At 71.1% G+C, this 14,887-nt stretch carries 13 protein-coding genes and 2 pseudogenes; 9 read left to right on the top strand and 6 right to left on the bottom strand.

Annotated elements, in window-relative coordinates:
* Positions 1-30 precede the first annotated feature (30 nt).
* Positions 31-468 (bottom strand): annotated as a pseudogene (locus HUV60_RS01785) (universal stress protein).
* A gap of 117 nt (positions 469-585) precedes the next feature.
* Here HUV60_RS01785 and HUV60_RS01780 point away from each other — a divergent pair.
* Both HUV60_RS01780 and HUV60_RS33755 read left to right on the top strand, forming a co-directional pair.
* Positions 586-1,425: a polysaccharide deacetylase family protein gene (locus tag HUV60_RS01780; RefSeq protein WP_257852698.1), complete on the top strand. Its 840-nt coding sequence runs from the start codon at positions 586-588 to the stop codon at positions 1,423-1,425.
* A gap of 40 nt (positions 1,426-1,465) precedes the next feature.
* A pseudogene (locus HUV60_RS33755) lies at positions 1,466-1,570 on the top strand (polysaccharide deacetylase family protein); the annotation flags it as partial.
* 55 nt (positions 1,571-1,625) lie between these two features.
* Here the strand turns inward: HUV60_RS33755 and HUV60_RS01775 are convergent.
* Entirely contained in the window at positions 1,626-2,294 is a 669-nt protein-coding gene (locus HUV60_RS01775; protein WP_257852699.1) for a class F sortase, read from the bottom strand.
* A 333-nt stretch (positions 2,295-2,627) separates the two neighbouring features.
* Here HUV60_RS01775 and HUV60_RS01770 point away from each other — a divergent pair, with 333 nt between their 5' ends.
* On the top strand, positions 2,628-3,125 hold the full coding sequence (locus HUV60_RS01770; RefSeq protein ID WP_257852700.1) for a hypothetical protein: 498 nt from the start codon (positions 2,628-2,630) through the stop codon (positions 3,123-3,125).
* Between the two features lie 113 nt (positions 3,126-3,238).
* On the opposite strand, the gene HUV60_RS01765 is transcribed toward HUV60_RS01770, so the two are convergent.
* From HUV60_RS01765 to HUV60_RS01755, 3 genes are all read right to left on the bottom strand, one after another.
* Positions 3,239-3,769, bottom strand: a complete 531-nt coding sequence (locus tag HUV60_RS01765) for a hypothetical protein (protein WP_257852702.1) — start codon at positions 3,767-3,769, stop codon at positions 3,239-3,241.
* Positions 3,770-4,216: 447 nt separating this feature from the next.
* Positions 4,217-4,981 (bottom strand): bestrophin-like domain, encoded by a 765-nt coding sequence (locus HUV60_RS01760; protein WP_257852704.1) that lies wholly within the window; start codon positions 4,979-4,981, stop codon positions 4,217-4,219.
* Positions 4,982-5,035: 54 nt separating this feature from the next.
* The gene (locus HUV60_RS01755) at positions 5,036-5,167 is read right to left on the bottom strand and encodes a hypothetical protein (RefSeq protein ID WP_257852706.1); all 132 of its coding nucleotides are present in this window, start codon (positions 5,165-5,167) and stop codon (positions 5,036-5,038) included.
* A gap of 793 nt (positions 5,168-5,960) precedes the next feature.
* Between HUV60_RS01755 and HUV60_RS01750 the strand changes: the two genes are divergently transcribed.
* From HUV60_RS01750 to HUV60_RS01740, 3 genes are all read left to right on the top strand, one after another.
* Positions 5,961-6,887, top strand: a complete 927-nt coding sequence (locus HUV60_RS01750) for an SCO0930 family lipoprotein (protein ID WP_257852708.1) — start codon at positions 5,961-5,963, stop codon at positions 6,885-6,887.
* Between the two features lie 373 nt (positions 6,888-7,260).
* On the top strand, positions 7,261-8,073 hold the full coding sequence (locus HUV60_RS01745; protein WP_257852709.1) for an SAM-dependent methyltransferase: 813 nt from the start codon (positions 7,261-7,263) through the stop codon (positions 8,071-8,073).
* The gene (locus tag HUV60_RS01740; protein WP_257852711.1) at positions 8,070-10,214 is read left to right on the top strand and encodes a putative bifunctional diguanylate cyclase/phosphodiesterase; all 2,145 of its coding nucleotides are present in this window, start codon (positions 8,070-8,072) and stop codon (positions 10,212-10,214) included. The genes HUV60_RS01745 and HUV60_RS01740 overlap by 4 nt, the downstream gene beginning before the upstream one ends.
* A gap of 184 nt (positions 10,215-10,398) precedes the next feature.
* Here HUV60_RS01740 and HUV60_RS01735 read toward each other — a convergent pair whose 3' ends face one another.
* Positions 10,399-11,283, bottom strand: coding sequence for a LysR family transcriptional regulator (locus HUV60_RS01735; protein ID WP_257852713.1), 885 nt, complete (start codon positions 11,281-11,283; stop codon positions 10,399-10,401).
* A 131-nt stretch (positions 11,284-11,414) separates the two neighbouring features.
* Here HUV60_RS01735 and HUV60_RS01730 point away from each other — a divergent pair, with 131 nt between their 5' ends.
* The 3 genes from HUV60_RS01730 to HUV60_RS01720 are packed head-to-tail and all read left to right on the top strand — an operon-like array spanning position 11,415 to position 14,783.
* On the top strand, positions 11,415-12,086 hold the full coding sequence (locus tag HUV60_RS01730; protein ID WP_257852714.1) for a succinate dehydrogenase: 672 nt from the start codon (positions 11,415-11,417) through the stop codon (positions 12,084-12,086).
* 1 nt (position 12,087) lies between these two features.
* Positions 12,088-14,037: a fumarate reductase/succinate dehydrogenase flavoprotein subunit gene (locus HUV60_RS01725; protein WP_257852715.1), complete on the top strand. Its 1,950-nt coding sequence runs from the start codon at positions 12,088-12,090 to the stop codon at positions 14,035-14,037.
* Positions 14,034-14,783 carry a succinate dehydrogenase/fumarate reductase iron-sulfur subunit gene (locus HUV60_RS01720; RefSeq protein ID WP_257852717.1) on the top strand — a complete coding sequence of 250 codons (750 nt, stop codon included), beginning with the start codon at positions 14,034-14,036 and terminating at the stop codon, positions 14,781-14,783. Before HUV60_RS01725 ends, HUV60_RS01720 begins: the two co-directional genes overlap by 4 nt.
* Positions 14,784-14,887 lie beyond the last annotated feature (104 nt).

The following is a 14,887-nucleotide window of genomic DNA, read 5'->3' as shown; positions in this document are numbered from 1 at the left end:
CCTCCCGCGCACCTTCTGGCGCGGCGGTACCTACGGCACCACCGTCACCGGCTGGCGTCCCGCCTTCACCAGCCGGACCGCCACCGGCCCCACGAACCGGTGGCCCGCCTGCTCCGAGGCGTCCCCCCCCCGAGGCCGTCCGCGGTCTGCGCCATGCCGTTGTACGGGTCGCCGCGGAACGTGCGGAACTCCCAGCGGAAGTCGACACCCCCGCATCCGCTCGGACACCTCCCTGACCTGCCTCACCGGGTCCTCGGCATCTCGTCGGTCGCCACCGGCGCCCCGAACCGCGCCTGCCGCCAGTACCGGCTGCACGTACACGACGGCGGGCGGAGCGTGCCGACGCCGGGCCGTACCGGAGACGTGGGCCGGCGCCCGGAGGGAAGAACCGGAGCCGTCCACTCCGACCACGATCACCTTCCGGCCGTCCGTACCCCGTTCGAACTGCGTCGGGCGCTTCTCCGTCACGGCGCCGAGGTCATCGGACGTCTGTACGGTGGTCGTACTGGGCCGAGCGGGTGGAAAGGCCCCGCCGTACCGGTGTCGGGGAGGTCCAACCGCCACAGGGCGGGCGACTGATGAGTCATGCAGAAGGATCAGTTGCTCACACGGCGCCGGGCCCTGCTCGCCGGCGCCGCCGTCGCGGGGGCGGCCGGCGCGGCCGGACTCCTCGCGACAGGTTCCGGCACCGACGCGGCACGTCCCGCCACACCCGCCGCCGGCGCCCAGGCCGCAGGCCGCCCGCTCAAGCCCTCCGCGTACCGCCTCAGACCCCTCACCGGCTACGGCTCGCCCCAGGCTCTGCCCAGCGGAACCCAGGTGCGGAGCGCACCGCTGCTGCGCCTGTCCGGACGGGGCAGCACCATGGTGCTGACCTTCGACGACGGGCCCGACCCCCGCTACACCCCGGACATCCTCGACACACTCGCCGCGTACGACGTCCGCGCGATGTTCTTCGTGTGCGGGGAAATGGTCTCCCACAACAAGGACCTGCTCGCCCGCATGGCCGACGAGGGACACGTCGTCGGCAACCACACCTGGTCCCACCCCCTGCTCACCCGGCTGACCCGCGGCAGGATCCGCTCCGAGATGGAACGCACCTGCGACATCATCGAGGAGGGGTACGGCGAGCGCCCCCAGTGGTTCCGCGCGCCCTACGGAGCCTGGAACCGTGCCGCCTTCCAACTCGGCGCAGAACTGGGCATGGAGCCGCTCGCCTGGACCGTCGACACCCTCGACTGGACCAGTCCCGGCACCCGCACCATCGTCGACCGGGTGGAGAACGGTGCCGCTCCCGGCGTCGTGGTGCTCTCGCACGACGCCGGGGGCGACCGCTCCCAGAGCGTGCAGGCCCTGCGCGCGTACCTGCCCGAACTGCTCGACTCCGGCTACCGGGTGACGGTACCCCGCCGACAGCACGTCTGAGCGCGTACCGCCCCGCCGGCCGGTCCCGTCCGCCCGGCCGGCGGGAGCCGGCCGCTCCCAGAGCGTGCAGGCCCTGCGCGCGTACCTGCCCGAACTGCTCGACTCCGGCTACCGGGTGACGGTGCCCCGCCGACAGCACGTCTGAGCGCGTACCGCCCCGCCGGCCGGTCCCGTCCGCCCGGCCGGCGGGAGCCGGCCGCTCAGCGGACCTCGGCAAGGCGGGCGAAGACGACTACGTTCCCGTCGTAACCGTCCTGCTGGGTGAAACCACCGCCGCAGGTGATGACCCGCAGTTCCGCCGCGCCCTTCGAGTTGTAGACCCGGTCACCGGGAAAGTCGTTCTTCGCGAAGACCTCGATGCCGTAGACCTCGAAGACCGCGGTCTTTCCGTCCTTGCGCTCGATCTCGACGCGATTGCCCTTCTGCAGAGCCCCGAGCCCGTAGAAGACGGCCGGGCCCAGATGGTTGTCGACATGGCCGACCACGACCGCCGTGCCCTTCTCGCCGGGGGTGACCCCACCGGTGAACCAGCCCGCCAGATTGGGGTCTTCGGGCGGCGGCGCGTCCACCCACCCCTCCGCGTCCAGGCCCACCGCCATCACCGGCGCGTCCACCTGGATCGCCGGAATCCGGACCTGGCCCGGAACCGAGTACGGCAGCGGTCGCACCGCCGCGGCCGTGGCGGCACCCGGCACCCGGCTGTCCGTGGCGGCGGCACCGGCGGGCTGCGGCGGTCCCTCGTCGAACTCCCCCGAACCGTTACGGATGAGCGCGAGGCCGGTGAGCAGGACCAGCGCTATCACGCCCCACGGAGCACGCTTCTTCCGCCGCGCCTCCTCTTCGAATTCGGCCGGTTCGAAAGCAGACATTCGTTTTTCCCCTCTCGACACGGCCGTCGCCGTATCACTCGCGCATGGCAGAAACGCTAGAGGCGGTGCGGAGAACCGGCGACGGGGCAAAGGCGAACGGGTGGCCGCGCGGTGATCGGTAAGCCATCCGGGGTGCCGCCGAACGAAGATCTTCTGACGGTTCGTGACCTGCGGTGATATCCGAAATCACGGATGCGGGAGGGCCGCGGCCTCACCGGGACGGACCATCGCCGAAATGCGCGCCGGGGCAGGGCAACTGAGGGTCTTGCTGGGAGGCGCTTTCTCGCCGATCGACCGGGGACCGGCCCCGGGGCGCCTTCCGCGGAGGATCACATGCGAAAGTCACGTGCCCTGGCGTCCATCGGCGCCGCGGTCGCCGCCCTCGGGCTCGCCGCCCCGGCCGCCGTCGCGGACGGCGGCCGGGTCCCCAGCCCGTCCAACATCGTCGCCCTGCCCAGCGTCATCGCCCGTGGCGGCCAGCTGACCATCACCGTCGACGGCTGCCCCAACGGTGGCCACGCCGCGTCCAACGCCTTCCCGAGGACCGACCTGACTCCGGTCCACGGTGCCGGCGACGCCGCGAAGGGCACCGCCACCGTCAACGACGACGCCCGCCCCGGCTCGTACGACATCACGGTGCACTGTTCCGGCCGGAGCCTGACCCGGCCGGCCGCCTTCACCGTCATCGGTGGGGTCCGCGGCGGCCTCGGCGGCAGCAGCACCGACGGCGCGACCCCGACCGACATGGCCATCGGCGGTGGACTGGTGGCCGCCGCGGCCGCCGCGGGCGGTGTCTTCTGGATGCGCCGCCGCGCCGAGAAGCAGTTCTGAGCCCAGCCCTTTCCGGCGGCCGTTTCGCACGTGTGACTGGAGGCCGCGCCCCGGGTCCCCGACGGACCCGGGGCGCAGTCGTGTGGGACCCTCAGGTGCCGTCCCGTGCACCGTCACGGCGGGTGAAGCGGTAGGCGGCGCCCACCGGGCCCGTGACAAGCACGGCGCCGAGCCCGATCGCGCCGACATCGAGGTCGGCCGGACTGCCGCCCTCCCCGGCGTGCGCACCCCCCCGGGTGGCCGGTCGCGCCCCCGGGTTCCACGGGCAGCGGGGAGAGCGGTACGGGGTGGCCACCGGCGACGGTCAGGCTCGTGGTACCGGTGACACCCTCACGGGCGAATGCCACCCGGTGGACCGCGCCGGGTCCGGCGTCCCGGTACACCTCCGTCGTCGCCTTCGAGCGCTCCTCCGGTATGGCCACTGTGTCGAGGGTCGGCGAGGAGACCGCCACCTGCCCCTCGCACTCGCCGTCCGCCCGGTCCACCCACAGAGTGACCTGGCCGCCGGGCTTGACGAGGGCGGGCCGGACACCGAAGCAGAACGGTGCGACATCGCCGCCCACGGCTACGGCACCCGGCGCGGAGGCGAGAGCCGGGGCACCGACGCCCAGGAGTGCGGCGAAAGTGACGCGTATCGCGTGCATGGTGAGTCCTCCGGGTCCCGAGGAGCAGCGGCGGACCTGTTCCGCTCGTGCCAGGAATACGCCCTGATGTCCGAAACGCTAGGAAGTCGCATCGAGTGGCGCGATCGCAGTCGCGCGAACGGGTCACTTCTGTGGGCCGCACGAGGGACAACCAATACTGCGGGAGGGGGACGCGCACGGCGTGGCGCACGCCCCCGGGACCTGAACCGTGGTGCAGGGGGTCAGGGCCTGTCCGGCGGATCATGCCGGAGACGTGGCGGTCGGCACGCCCGCCCCCGAACTCTTCGAGCAGGAGGTGTGCCCAGTGGCGTTGCCGTCACACTCCCCACTCTCGGCGTCGTCCGAGCGGGAGGGCCCCAACGCCCGGCGTCGACCACCCCGTCCGCCGTGGGGCTGGACGCCCCGGCCCCCGGTCGGCCGTGTGAACAACGCCGCGGGCCGATACACCTAACTCCCGACGTCGGGGAACAGGAGGCGGAACGGATCGGCCGACGCGGCGAGGCCACGGCTGAACGGCGCGTCGAAATCCCAGATCAGGAAGAGCAGAAAGGCGATCAGCGCCGAGAACAGGCCGGCCAGGATCAGCTCCCGCCGGGTGCGCCGGATCTGCAGCGCGAAGATCATCCCGATGGTGATGACGGCCCCGCCGATCAGCCCGAACCACACCACGCCCGGCATGGTCTCCCCGGTCGACTCCGCACGGGCCGCGCGTGCCTGGTCGGCGGCGGACACCTGGTCGACGAGCGGCTGATAGGCCTGGGCCTCGAAGTCCGTCCGCGGTTGGTAGTCGGTGACGTCCCGGCGGATCCGGTCGAGCAACTCGCTCCCACGAGCGGTGACCTGCCCGTCGTCGGCCATGGCGCGCCACTCGGTGGTCACGACGTGACCGACATAGGCGTTGACATCGTCCCGAATGCGGTCACGGACGTCGGCCGGATAGATCCGCACCCGCTCCGAGATCTCGTGCAGCGCCACCGCCTCCGCGCGTACGTGGTCCTGGGCGGCGCCGCGCCCCTCCCAGACTCCGGCGATGGCAAGGCCCAGGACGATGGCGTACACCACGCCGATCCACATCGTCATGTACTCAATGACGTCCGGGGTCTCGCTGGGGTCCTCGTCGTCGGGGGCCGCGCGGTGACGTACGAGGGTGGTGGCGACCACCACGGCGCAGACGGCCAGCATCGCGAGGGTGAGAACAAGCCATTCCGGCAAGAGGTGCCTCCACGGCGGGTTGTGGGGTTCGGCAGAAACACGCGGGCCCGGCACTCAGCGGGGCCGCAGCGCGGCGATGGCGACGACCGCGGGCATGGTGATGAGCAGGACGAAGGTGAGTGGTGCCATGGCGCCGCCGGACGGCCGCTTGACCGGAAGCGCCGCGCGATACCGGGGGTAGTGCACGGGCGTCACGGAGGGGCGGGGTGTGGGGGTGGGGGTGGCCGACGGTGTGGGTGAGGGGCTCGGTGGCGGCGGGGGAGGGGCGGGAGGAGGGAGTGGGGTCGGACGAGCGGGGGGTGGTGCCGGGCGGGCCTGGCGCGGAGGCGGAGGCGGAGGCGGTGGGGGTGGGGATGGGGGTTCGGGCTTCGTGGTGGTGGGCACGGGCTTCGGCGGTGGAGGGGCTGGCGGTGTCGGAGGCGGAGTGGGGTCGGGCGCGGGCGGCGGAGAGGGTGGGTCCGGTGTGGGCGTAGGTGTGGGTGGGGGTGCGGGGGCTGAACAGGCCGGAGGGAGCGGCCAGGTCATGTTTCCGGTGATCGCCACCGCCTTCGTTCCCCCCGGGCCCGTCGAGGCGTAGGCGCACGCGTCGGCCACCGCCGTGCCCGGCGCGCCGGTGAGCGCCCAGGTCAGCGTGGCCGCCGCCAGCGCCCGGGCGACGAGGGCGGATCGGTTCGGTACAAGTCCTTGCACGACGAAGATCATGAGCCGTGTCCCGCCGGAACGCGCGCGAGTGCCGGATGATTAACCCGATAGAGGTAAATCCGGCAACTCCTGTTTGGTCCGGTATTGATCGCCCGATGGTGGCGTGCGCGCGGATGTGCGATGCGGAAGGGGCGGACCGGGCGAGAAGGGGAGGAATCGCGGGTTTCAAAAGAAATATCGGCCCGCGTTGAACACGGCAGGTGCACTCGTGCGTACTCCACGTCGAGCGGCGGCGCAGCAGGGCGCTGCAACACCCTTGCAATGATCTGGAGTTGAGATGAAGACCTCCTGGCGGACCGCCTCACTGGTGGTGAGCGCCGCGGCGGTGCTGACGCTGACGACGGCGTGCGGTCAGGACACTCCGCCGCCCGCCAGCAGTCAGAACGTGGGTGCCTCGGCCGCGCCCGGAGACCTCGGAGGCATCGACACCGGGGCCGGTGCGGAGGCCTCCGCGAGCCCGGCCGGCGGCGCGGGCGAGCTGGCCGTCGCCAGCAACGCCAAACTCGGCAAGCTGGTGACGGACGAGCTCGGACTCACGCTCTACCGCTTCGACCAGGACACCGCCGAGCCTCCCAAGTCCAACTGCGACGGGGACTGCGCCGAGACCTGGCCGCCGGTACCCGCCGCCGACGCCGCGGCCGGTGAGGGTATCGACGAGTCCCTCCTGGGCGAGGTCACCCGGGCCGACGGCACCAAGCAGCTCACCGTCGACGGCTGGCCCGCCTACCACTACATCAAGGACGTCAACGCCGGTGACGTCAAGGGTCAGGGCGTGGGCGGCAAGTGGTTCGCGCTGACCCCCGAGGGCAAGAAGGCGCAGGAGGCCGGCGAGCAGCCCGGCCTGTCCACCCGGCAGGACCCCGAACTCGGTGAGATCGTCGTCGACAAGGACGGCAGGACCGTCTACCGCTTCATGAAGGACGAGGCCTGGCCGGAGCCGGTCTCCGCCTGCACCGGTGCCTGCCTGGAGAAGTGGCCGGTGGTGGCGCCGGTCGACATCAACGACACCAAGGGCATCCAGAAGAAGAACTACATGACCTTCACCCGCCCCGACAACAAGGCCGAGCAGCAGACGATCAACTGCTGGCCGATCTACACCTTCGTGGGTGACGAGGCCGCCGGTGACACCAACGGCCAGGGTGTCGGCGGAACCTGGTACGCGGTGCGGCCGAACGGAGAGCCCGTCGGCGCGCCGGAGAAGTAGCGCAGCCTCCCCGGGGCGTCGTTTCCCTCCGGTACCGTCGAGCCCGGTCCGCCTCTCCGTGTCCTGCGGAGGGGCGGACCGTTTTGCCGCGATTCACCGTAACTCGTTGAATTTCCGGCGCTCTTCGCTGTTCCTGTGCCACCCGCCCGATTCTCCGCGCGTCACGCCATTCCGTACGCCCGGCTTCTCCGTGTGCCGGAACTCTCCGGAATGCCGTGCACACTTTTCGTAGTGTGCTCGCAGTTGTCCATTCGGCACATGCCGTAGGCAGTGACCGGGAACGGATGGTCAATTTCCGTTTGGGGTCGCTCCATTGGCGAGCGATCAGTAGCCTCGGCTCGGACACCGGATCGCCAACGCTGTGGAGAGATAGATGGAGCGTCCCGCCTGGGCCCCACGGAGCATCGACATCACGGTGCCCAGCGTTTCCCGGATGTACGACTACTACCTGGGCGGTTCGCACAACTTCGAGGTCGACCGGCAAGCGGCCCGCAGGGCCATGGAGTTCATGCCGGGGCTGCCGAAGGTCATGCAGGCGAACAGGGGGTTCCTGCGCCGGGCGGTGCGGTTCGCGGCCGGTGAGGGCGTCACCCAGTTCCTGGACATCGGCTCCGGCATCCCGGCGTTCGGTAATGTGCACGAGGTGGCGCAGGCGGCCGTTCCCGGCGCGCGGGTGGTATACGTCGACCACGACCCGGTGGCCGTCGCACACAGTCGGACCGTCTTCGAGGGCAACGAGGACGTGGCCGTCGTCGCCGCGGACCTCCGCAAACCCCAGGAGATCCTGGGCAGTGACGAGGTCGGACGCCTGATCGACCCGGACCGCCCGGTGGCGCTGCTGCTCGTCGCCGTCCTCCACTTCGTGGACGACGCGGAGGACCCGTACGCGGCGGTGGCCCAGCTGCGCGACGCGCTCGCGCCCGGCAGTATTCTGATGCTCACCCATGCCTCCTACGAGGGAATTCCGTTGCCGCCGGAGCGGGCCGGTGGCGCGGTGGACGTGTACAAGGACATCCGCAACCCGTTGATCATGCGCTCGCGCGACGAGATCGCGCGGTTCTTCGAGGGGTACGACATGGTGGAACCCGGACTGGTGCCGATGCCGAAGTGGCGGCCGGACACCGCACCGGAGGACGAGGATCCCTATGCCTTCTCCGCTTACGCGGGCGTGGGGCGTACCGCGTGAGCGCGGAGCCGGACGGGCCGGAGGACCGACTGCGCCGGTTCGCGACGATCTGGAGCCGGGCGGTCTTCCCGGTGACCTCGACCTCATCGACCCGGCCGGAGTTGGAGGAGCAGCTGCTGCCGCTGGCAAGGCGGTTGAGCGAGGCGCTGCGGGCGAGGGCTTTCGACCCGGACACCGGCAAGGCGGTCGGCGCCGCCCTGGTGGAGGCGCAGTGCACCGACCCGGAGGCGCTCAGCCGGACCCTGGACTGCGTGGACGCCTACCTCGTCCTGTACTGCGGCGGCGACGGCGACCGCGAGGACCTGCGGGCGCGCAGTGCCAGGCTGCAGCACGCCATGGCCGCCGGATACGCGCAGGCGCTGCGCGAGCGGACGCTGGCCGAGCAAGAGGCCATCGCCCAGGCCGCGCTGCGGGCGCAGGGCGTGGTGGCACAGGCCCTGCACGACACCGAGGCCAGGTTCCGTGCGGTCTTCGAGGGCGCGGCCATAGGTATCGGCATCGCCGACCTCAAGGGCAACATCCTCCAGGTCAACGCCGCCCTGCGGCGCATGTTCGGCCTGTCGGAGCAGAGCCTGCGCAGCCGCAGTGTCCCGGAGTGGACGCACCCCGACGACGCTCCGCAGACCTGGGCCCTCTACGACGAGCTGGTACGCGGCGAGCGCGAGCACTACCACCTCGAGAAGGCGTTCTACCGGCCCGACGGCACGGTGCTGTGGACCAACCTCACGGTGTCCCTGCTGCGCGACGCCGACGGTGAACCGCAGTACCAGCTCGCGCTCATGGAGGACACCACCGAGCGGCGGCTGCTCAACCTCCGGCTGCGCTACGAGGCCACCCACGACGCGCTGACCGGTCTGCCCAACCGCACGTTCTTCTTCGAGCGGCTCGAGAAGGCGCTGAACGCGGGCGAGGAACAGCGCTTCGGCCTGTGCTACCTCGACCTGGACGGCTTCAAGACCGTCAACGACAGCCTCGGGCACGCGGCCGGTGACCGGCTGCTCGTCGAGGTCGCCGACCGGCTCCAGTCCTGTGCCACCGCGCCCGGTGAGATGGTCGCCCGGCTCGGCGGCGACGAGTTCGTGGCGCTGACCACGGGCCCCGACACCCAGCACACGGTCGACGAACTCGCCGCCCGCATCATGAACGCGCTGCTCGCCCCCATCGGCGTCGACGGCAGGGATCTGACCGTGCGGGGCAGCATCGGCGTGGTCGAGGGGCCGGCCGGGGAGCGCAGTCCTGCGGAGGTGCTGCGCAGTGCCGACATCACCATGTACCGGGCCAAGTCGGCGGGCGGCAACCGCTTCGAGCTCGCCGACCCGGAGTCCGACGCCCGCGCCATCACCCGGCACGGCCTCACCACGGCGCTGCCCGCGGCGCTGGAACGGGGCGAGTTCTTCATCGAGTACCAGCCTCTGGTCCACCTCGGTGACGGCAGCGTCCGGGGCGCCGAGGCGCTGGTGCGCTGGCTGCACCCGCAGCACGGGGTGCTGTCGCCGGACCGGTTCATCCCGCTCGCCGAGCACACCGGGCTGATCGTCCCGCTGGGCCGCTGGGTGCTCGAGCAGTCCGTGCGGCAGGCCCGCGCATGGCAGGAGCGGCACGGCGTTTCGGACGTGCTCGGCCCGCTGCGCATCAACGTGAACCTCTCGCCCTGCCAGCTCACCCACCCCGGCCTGGTCCAGGACACCGTGGACATCCTGGAGCGCACCGGCGTCGAGCCGGACGTGCTGTGCCTGGAGGTGACCGAGTCGGCGCTGATCGGCGCGGACGACGACCTGCTGAAGCCGCTGCGCCGGCTCGCGGAGATGGGCGTCGACATCGCCCTGGACGACTTCGGCACCGGCTACTCCAACCTCGCCAACCTGCGCCGCCTCCCGGTGAGCGTCCTCAAGCTGGACCGCTCCTTCACCCAGAGCATGCAGCAGTTTCCGGCGGATCCGGTCGACCTCAAGATCGTCGAGGGGATCGTCTCCCTGGCCCACAGCCTCGACCTCGCGGTGACGGTGGAGGGCGTCGAGACGGGGGCCCAGGCCGAACAGCTCCGCATACTCGGCTGTGACACCGCCCAGGGCTGGTACTACGCCCGCCCGGGGCCACCGGAGCGGCTGCACGAACTGGCCCTGGTGGACGCGACGGGGTGACCACCTCGTGCCGACGTCCTGACCGAGGCGGCACGGCGACGCCGGGCAGCGGCCGTCACAACGCGCCGACGGCGGCCTCCGCGACGGCCCGGTCCCGCGCCCGCCCGACCGGCCAACCGGCCGATCGCCGGGCCGTCGGCCGTGGCGCCGGCCGGTGTCGCCCGATGCGGCGCGGCCGGAGCGCTCACCGCTCAAGCAGCATCCGCTGGAGCTCCCGGGCCGCCCGCGGCGGAGCCACGTCGCTGCGGTGGGCCAGGGCGATGGTGCGGTCGAAGCCGGGGCTGGCCAAAGGGGTGACCCGCAGCCCCTGACCGGACCGCGCGGCGACCATGCGGGGCACGACGGCGAAGCCAAGGCCCGCCCGGACGAAGCCCAGCACGGCGTCCATCTCCCCGCCCTCCACCGCGAAGTCCGGCTCGAAGCCCTCCGCGCGGCACGCGGCCACCGTCAGCTCCCGCAGGTCGTAGCCGTGCCGGAACATCACCAGACGCTCACCCTCCAGGTCGGCGACGCGTACGGTGCGCCGGCCCCGGCCGGGTTTCGGGACGTCCGGGGAGGACACCACCACCAGGTCCTCGCGCAGTAGCTCCACCGTGGTGAGCGCGGGGGAGGGGGTCGGCAGGGGCAGCACGACCAGGGCCAGGTCCAGGGCGCCGCGGGCCAGCTCGCGCACCAGGTCGTGGGAGCCACCCTCCTCGATCAGCAGCCGGACGCCCGGATAACGGTCGTGAAAGGCGCGCAGCACGTCCGGCAGCAGACCGGTGCACAGGCTCGGGGTGGCCCCCAGCCTGACCCGGCCGCTGCGCAGCTGCGCCAGCTCCTGCACCTCGTGCCGGGCCGTGTCCGCGTCGGCGAGGATGCGCCGGGCCAGCGGCAGCAGCGCCTCGCCCGCGTCGGTCAGCGTGATGTTGCCACGGGCCCGCAGGAACAGATCCGCTCCCAGTTCCCGCTCCAGCGCCTTGATCTGCTGGGAGAGGGACGGCTGCGCGACATGGACCCTCTCCGCGGCCCGGGTGAAGTGCCGGGTCTCGGCGACCGCCACGAAGTACTGGAGCTGCTGGAACTGCATGGGCCCAGCATAGTGTCGCTATAGGAGAAACCTATGGAAACGAGGTATTTCATGTCTTGGACCGATGGGGGCCTTCGGCCCTAGCGTGCTGTGGCATGGCTCTGGCAACGCGGACGGACCGACGACCGTCCATGGCACGCACCGTGTGGGACTCGACCGTCGGCAAGAAGACAGTGATGGCCGTCAGCGGCCTGATCATGCTGCTCTACCTGGTCGTCCACATGCTCGGCAACCTGAAGATCTACTTCGGGGCGCTCGAGTTCAACGAGTACGCGCACTGGCTGCGCACCCTGGGCGAGCCCCTCCTGCACCACGAGTGGGCCCTGTGGGCGGTCCGCCTCGTGCTCGTCGTCGCGGTCGTCGCGCACGCCGTCTCCGCGTACCAGCTCAGCCGTCGCGACATCAGGGCGCGTCCCAGCAGGTACGTCCACAAGAAGGCGCGGGCCGGTTACGCCACGCGCACCATGCGCTGGGGCGGGATCATCCTCGCCCTGTTCATCGTCTGGCACATCCTCGACCTGACCACCGGACACGTGCACTCCGGCGGCTTCGAGACGGGCAAGCCCTACCAGAACGTCGTGGACACCTTCTCCACCTGGTACGGCAACGTCGTCTACGGCATCGCGGTGCTCGCCCTCGGCCTGCACATCCGGCACGGCTTCTGGAGCGCGGCCCAGACCCTCGGTGTCGGCAGCCGCACCCGCGACCGCGCCCTGAAGTACCTGGCGAACGTCCTCGCGCTGCTGCTCACGATCGGCTTCCTCGCCGTCCCCGTGGGCGTCATGACCGGAGTGGTGAGCTGATATGACTACCTATGTCGAGTACACGACCGGTGAGCCGGTCGTCGACACCAAGGCCCCGTCCGGGCCGATCGAGGAGCGCTGGGACAGGCGCCGCTTCGAGGCCAGGCTGGTCAACCCCGCCAACCGGCGGCGGCAGACCGTCATCGTCGTCGGTACCGGCCTGGCCGGCGGCTCCGCCGGTGCCACGCTGGCCGAACAGGGTTACCACGTGATCCAGTTCTGCTACCAGGACTCCCCGCGCCGGGCCCACTCCATCGCCGCGCAGGGCGGCATCAACGCGGCGAAGAACTACCGCAATGACGGCGACTCCGTGCACCGCCTCTTCTACGACACCGTCAAGGGTGGCGACTTCCGCTCACGCGAGTCCAACGTGCGCCGCCTCGCACAGATCTCCGTCGAGATCATCGACCAGTGCGTCGCCCAAGGCGTGCCGTTCGCCCGTGAGTACGGCGGCCTGCTCGACACCCGCTCCTTCGGCGGCGTCCAGGTCTCCCGCACCTTCTACGCCCGCGGCCAGACGGGCCAGCAGCTCCTCCTCGGCGCCTACCAGGCACTCTCGAGGCAGATCGCCGCCGGCAACGTCGAGATGCACCCGCGCACCGAGATGCTCGACCTGATCGTCGTCGACGGCCGGGCCCGCGGGATCGTCGTCCGGGACCTGGTCACGGGGAAGACCGACACCTACTTCGCGGACGCCGTCGTCCTCGCCACCGGCGGCTACGGCAACGTCTTCTACCTGTCGACGAACGCCATGAACTCCAACGCGACCGCCGTCTGGCGGGCGCACCGGCGCGGCGCGTACTTCGCCAACCCCTGCTTCACCCAGATCCACCCCACCTGCATCCCGCGTACCGGCGACCACCAGTCCAAGCTGACGCTGATGAGCGAGTCGCTGCGCAACGACGGCCGCATCTGGGTGCCCAGGGCCAAGGGCGACGACCGCCCGCCGAACAAGATCCCCGAGGACGAGCGCGACTACTACCTGGAGCGCATCTACCCGTCCTTCGGCAACCTGGTGCCCCGCGACATCGCCTCCCGCGCCGCGAAGAACGTCTGCGACGAGGGCAGGGGCGTCGGCCCCGGCGGCCAGGGTGTCTACCTGGACTTCGCCGACGCCGTCGAGCGCATGGGCCGCGAGGCCGTCGAGTCCAAGTACGGAAACCTCTTCGACATGTACCGGCGGATCACCGACGAGGACCCCTACCGGGTGCCGATGCGGATCTACCCCGCCGTGCACTACACGATGGGCGGCCTGTGGGTCGACTACGACCTGCAGACCACCGTCCCCGGCCTGTTCGCCATCGGCGAAGCCAACTTCTCCGACCACGGCGCCAACCGGCTCGGTGCCTCCGCGCTGATGCAGGGCCTGGCCGACGGCTACTTCGTCCTGCCGGCCACCATCAACGACTACCTGGCGCGCAACCCGCACAAGGCCGAGGTGGATGCCGGCCACCCGGTGGTGCAGGAGGTACTGGCCGAGACCGAGGACCGGCTGAACCTGCTGCTGTCCGTCGACGGCGACCGCACCCCCGACTCCTTCCACCGCGAACTCGGCGGACTCATGTGGGAGTTCTGCGGCATGGCCCGCACCGACTCCGGCCTGCGCAAAGCGCTGGAGCGCATCCCGCAGATCCGCGAGGAGTTCTGGCGGCGGATCAAGGTGCCCGGCACCGGCGAGGAGTTCAACCAGTCGCTGGAGCGGGCCAACCGCATCGTCGACTACCTCGAGCTCGCCGAGCTGATGTGCCTCGACGCACTGCACCGCGCCGAATCCTGCGGCGGCCACTTCCGCGAGGAGTCCCAGAGCCCCGACGGCGAAGCCGCCCGCCGGGACGAGGAGTTCACCTACGCCGCAGCCTGGGAGTTCACCCGCACCGGTGACGCCCCCGTCCTGCACAAGGAAGACCTCGTCTTCGAGTACGTCCACCCCACCCAGCGGAGCTACGCATGAAGCTCACCCTGCGCGTCTGGCGGCAGAAGAACGCCGACGCCGACGGCGCCATGTCCACGTACGAAGTGGACGACATCTCGCCCGACATGTCCTTCCTGGAGATGCTCGACGCCCTCAACGAGGAACTCACCCTCGAGGGCGAGGACCCGGTCGCCTTCGACCACGACTGCCGCGAAGGCATCTGCGGCGCCTGCTCGCTGGTTATCGACGGCGACGCCCACGGCCCCGAGCGCACCACCACCTGCCAGCTGCACATGCGGTCCTTCAAGGACGGCGACACCATCGACGTCGAACCGTGGCGGGCGGCGGCCTTCCCGGTGGTCAAGGACCTCGTCGTCGACCGGACGGCCTTCGACCGGATCATCCAGGCCGGTGGCTACGTCAGCGTCCCCACCGGCTCCGCGCCCGAGGCGCACGCCACGCCCGTCCCGAAGCCGGACGCGGACCTCGCCTTCGAGCACGCCGAGTGCATCGGCTGCGGCGCCTGCGTCGCGGCCTGCCCCAACGGCGCCGCGATGCTCTTCACCTCGGCGAAGATCAACCACCTCAACGTGCTGCCGCAGGGCGCGCCCGAGCGCGAGACCCGGGTGCTCGACATGGTGTCGCAGATGGACGACGAGGGCTTCGGCGGCTGCACCCTCGCCGGGGAGTGCGCCACAGCCTGCCCGAAGGGCATCCCGCTGACCTCCATCACGGGGATGAACAAGGAGTGGCTGCGCGCCACGGCCAGGGGAGCCGGCCGGTAGCCACCTTTGCGGGCAACAGGGAGACGTCCGCCAGAGGGCGGACGGGCGGGACCGGGAGTGGTGCTCATCCCCGGTCCCGTCTGCTGTCCGGGCGACGTCCGATG

Origin of the sequence: Streptomyces sp. KMM 9044, from assembly GCF_024701375.2 — a bacterium.
GTDB lineage: Bacteria > Actinomycetota > Actinomycetes > Streptomycetales > Streptomycetaceae > Streptomyces.
Note: the sequence above shows the minus strand (reverse complement) of the source record. Positions and strands in the feature narration are given on the sequence as shown.

Excerpts from the sequence above, each read along its gene's own strand:
- HUV60_RS01725 (WP_257852715.1), top strand. The coding sequence starts at position 12,088 with ATGACTACCTATGTCGAGTACACGACCGGTGAGCCGGTCGTCGACACC.
- HUV60_RS01780 (WP_257852698.1), top strand. The coding sequence starts at position 586 with ATGCAGAAGGATCAGTTGCTCACACGGCGCCGGGCCCTGCTCGCCGGC.
- HUV60_RS01720 (WP_257852717.1), top strand. The coding sequence starts at position 14,034 with ATGAAGCTCACCCTGCGCGTCTGGCGGCAGAAGAACGCCGACGCCGAC.
- HUV60_RS01765 (WP_257852702.1), bottom strand. The coding sequence starts at position 3,769 with ATGCACGCGATACGCGTCACTTTCGCCGCACTCCTGGGCGTCGGTGCC.
- HUV60_RS01745 (WP_257852709.1), top strand. The coding sequence starts at position 7,261 with ATGGAGCGTCCCGCCTGGGCCCCACGGAGCATCGACATCACGGTGCCC.
- HUV60_RS01735 (WP_257852713.1), bottom strand. The coding sequence starts at position 11,283 with ATGCAGTTCCAGCAGCTCCAGTACTTCGTGGCGGTCGCCGAGACCCGG.
- HUV60_RS01775 (WP_257852699.1), bottom strand. The coding sequence starts at position 2,294 with ATGTCTGCTTTCGAACCGGCCGAATTCGAAGAGGAGGCGCGGCGGAAG.
- HUV60_RS01730 (WP_257852714.1), top strand. The coding sequence starts at position 11,415 with ATGGCACGCACCGTGTGGGACTCGACCGTCGGCAAGAAGACAGTGATG.
- HUV60_RS01770 (WP_257852700.1), top strand. The coding sequence starts at position 2,628 with ATGCGAAAGTCACGTGCCCTGGCGTCCATCGGCGCCGCGGTCGCCGCC.
- HUV60_RS01750 (WP_257852708.1), top strand. The coding sequence starts at position 5,961 with ATGAAGACCTCCTGGCGGACCGCCTCACTGGTGGTGAGCGCCGCGGCG.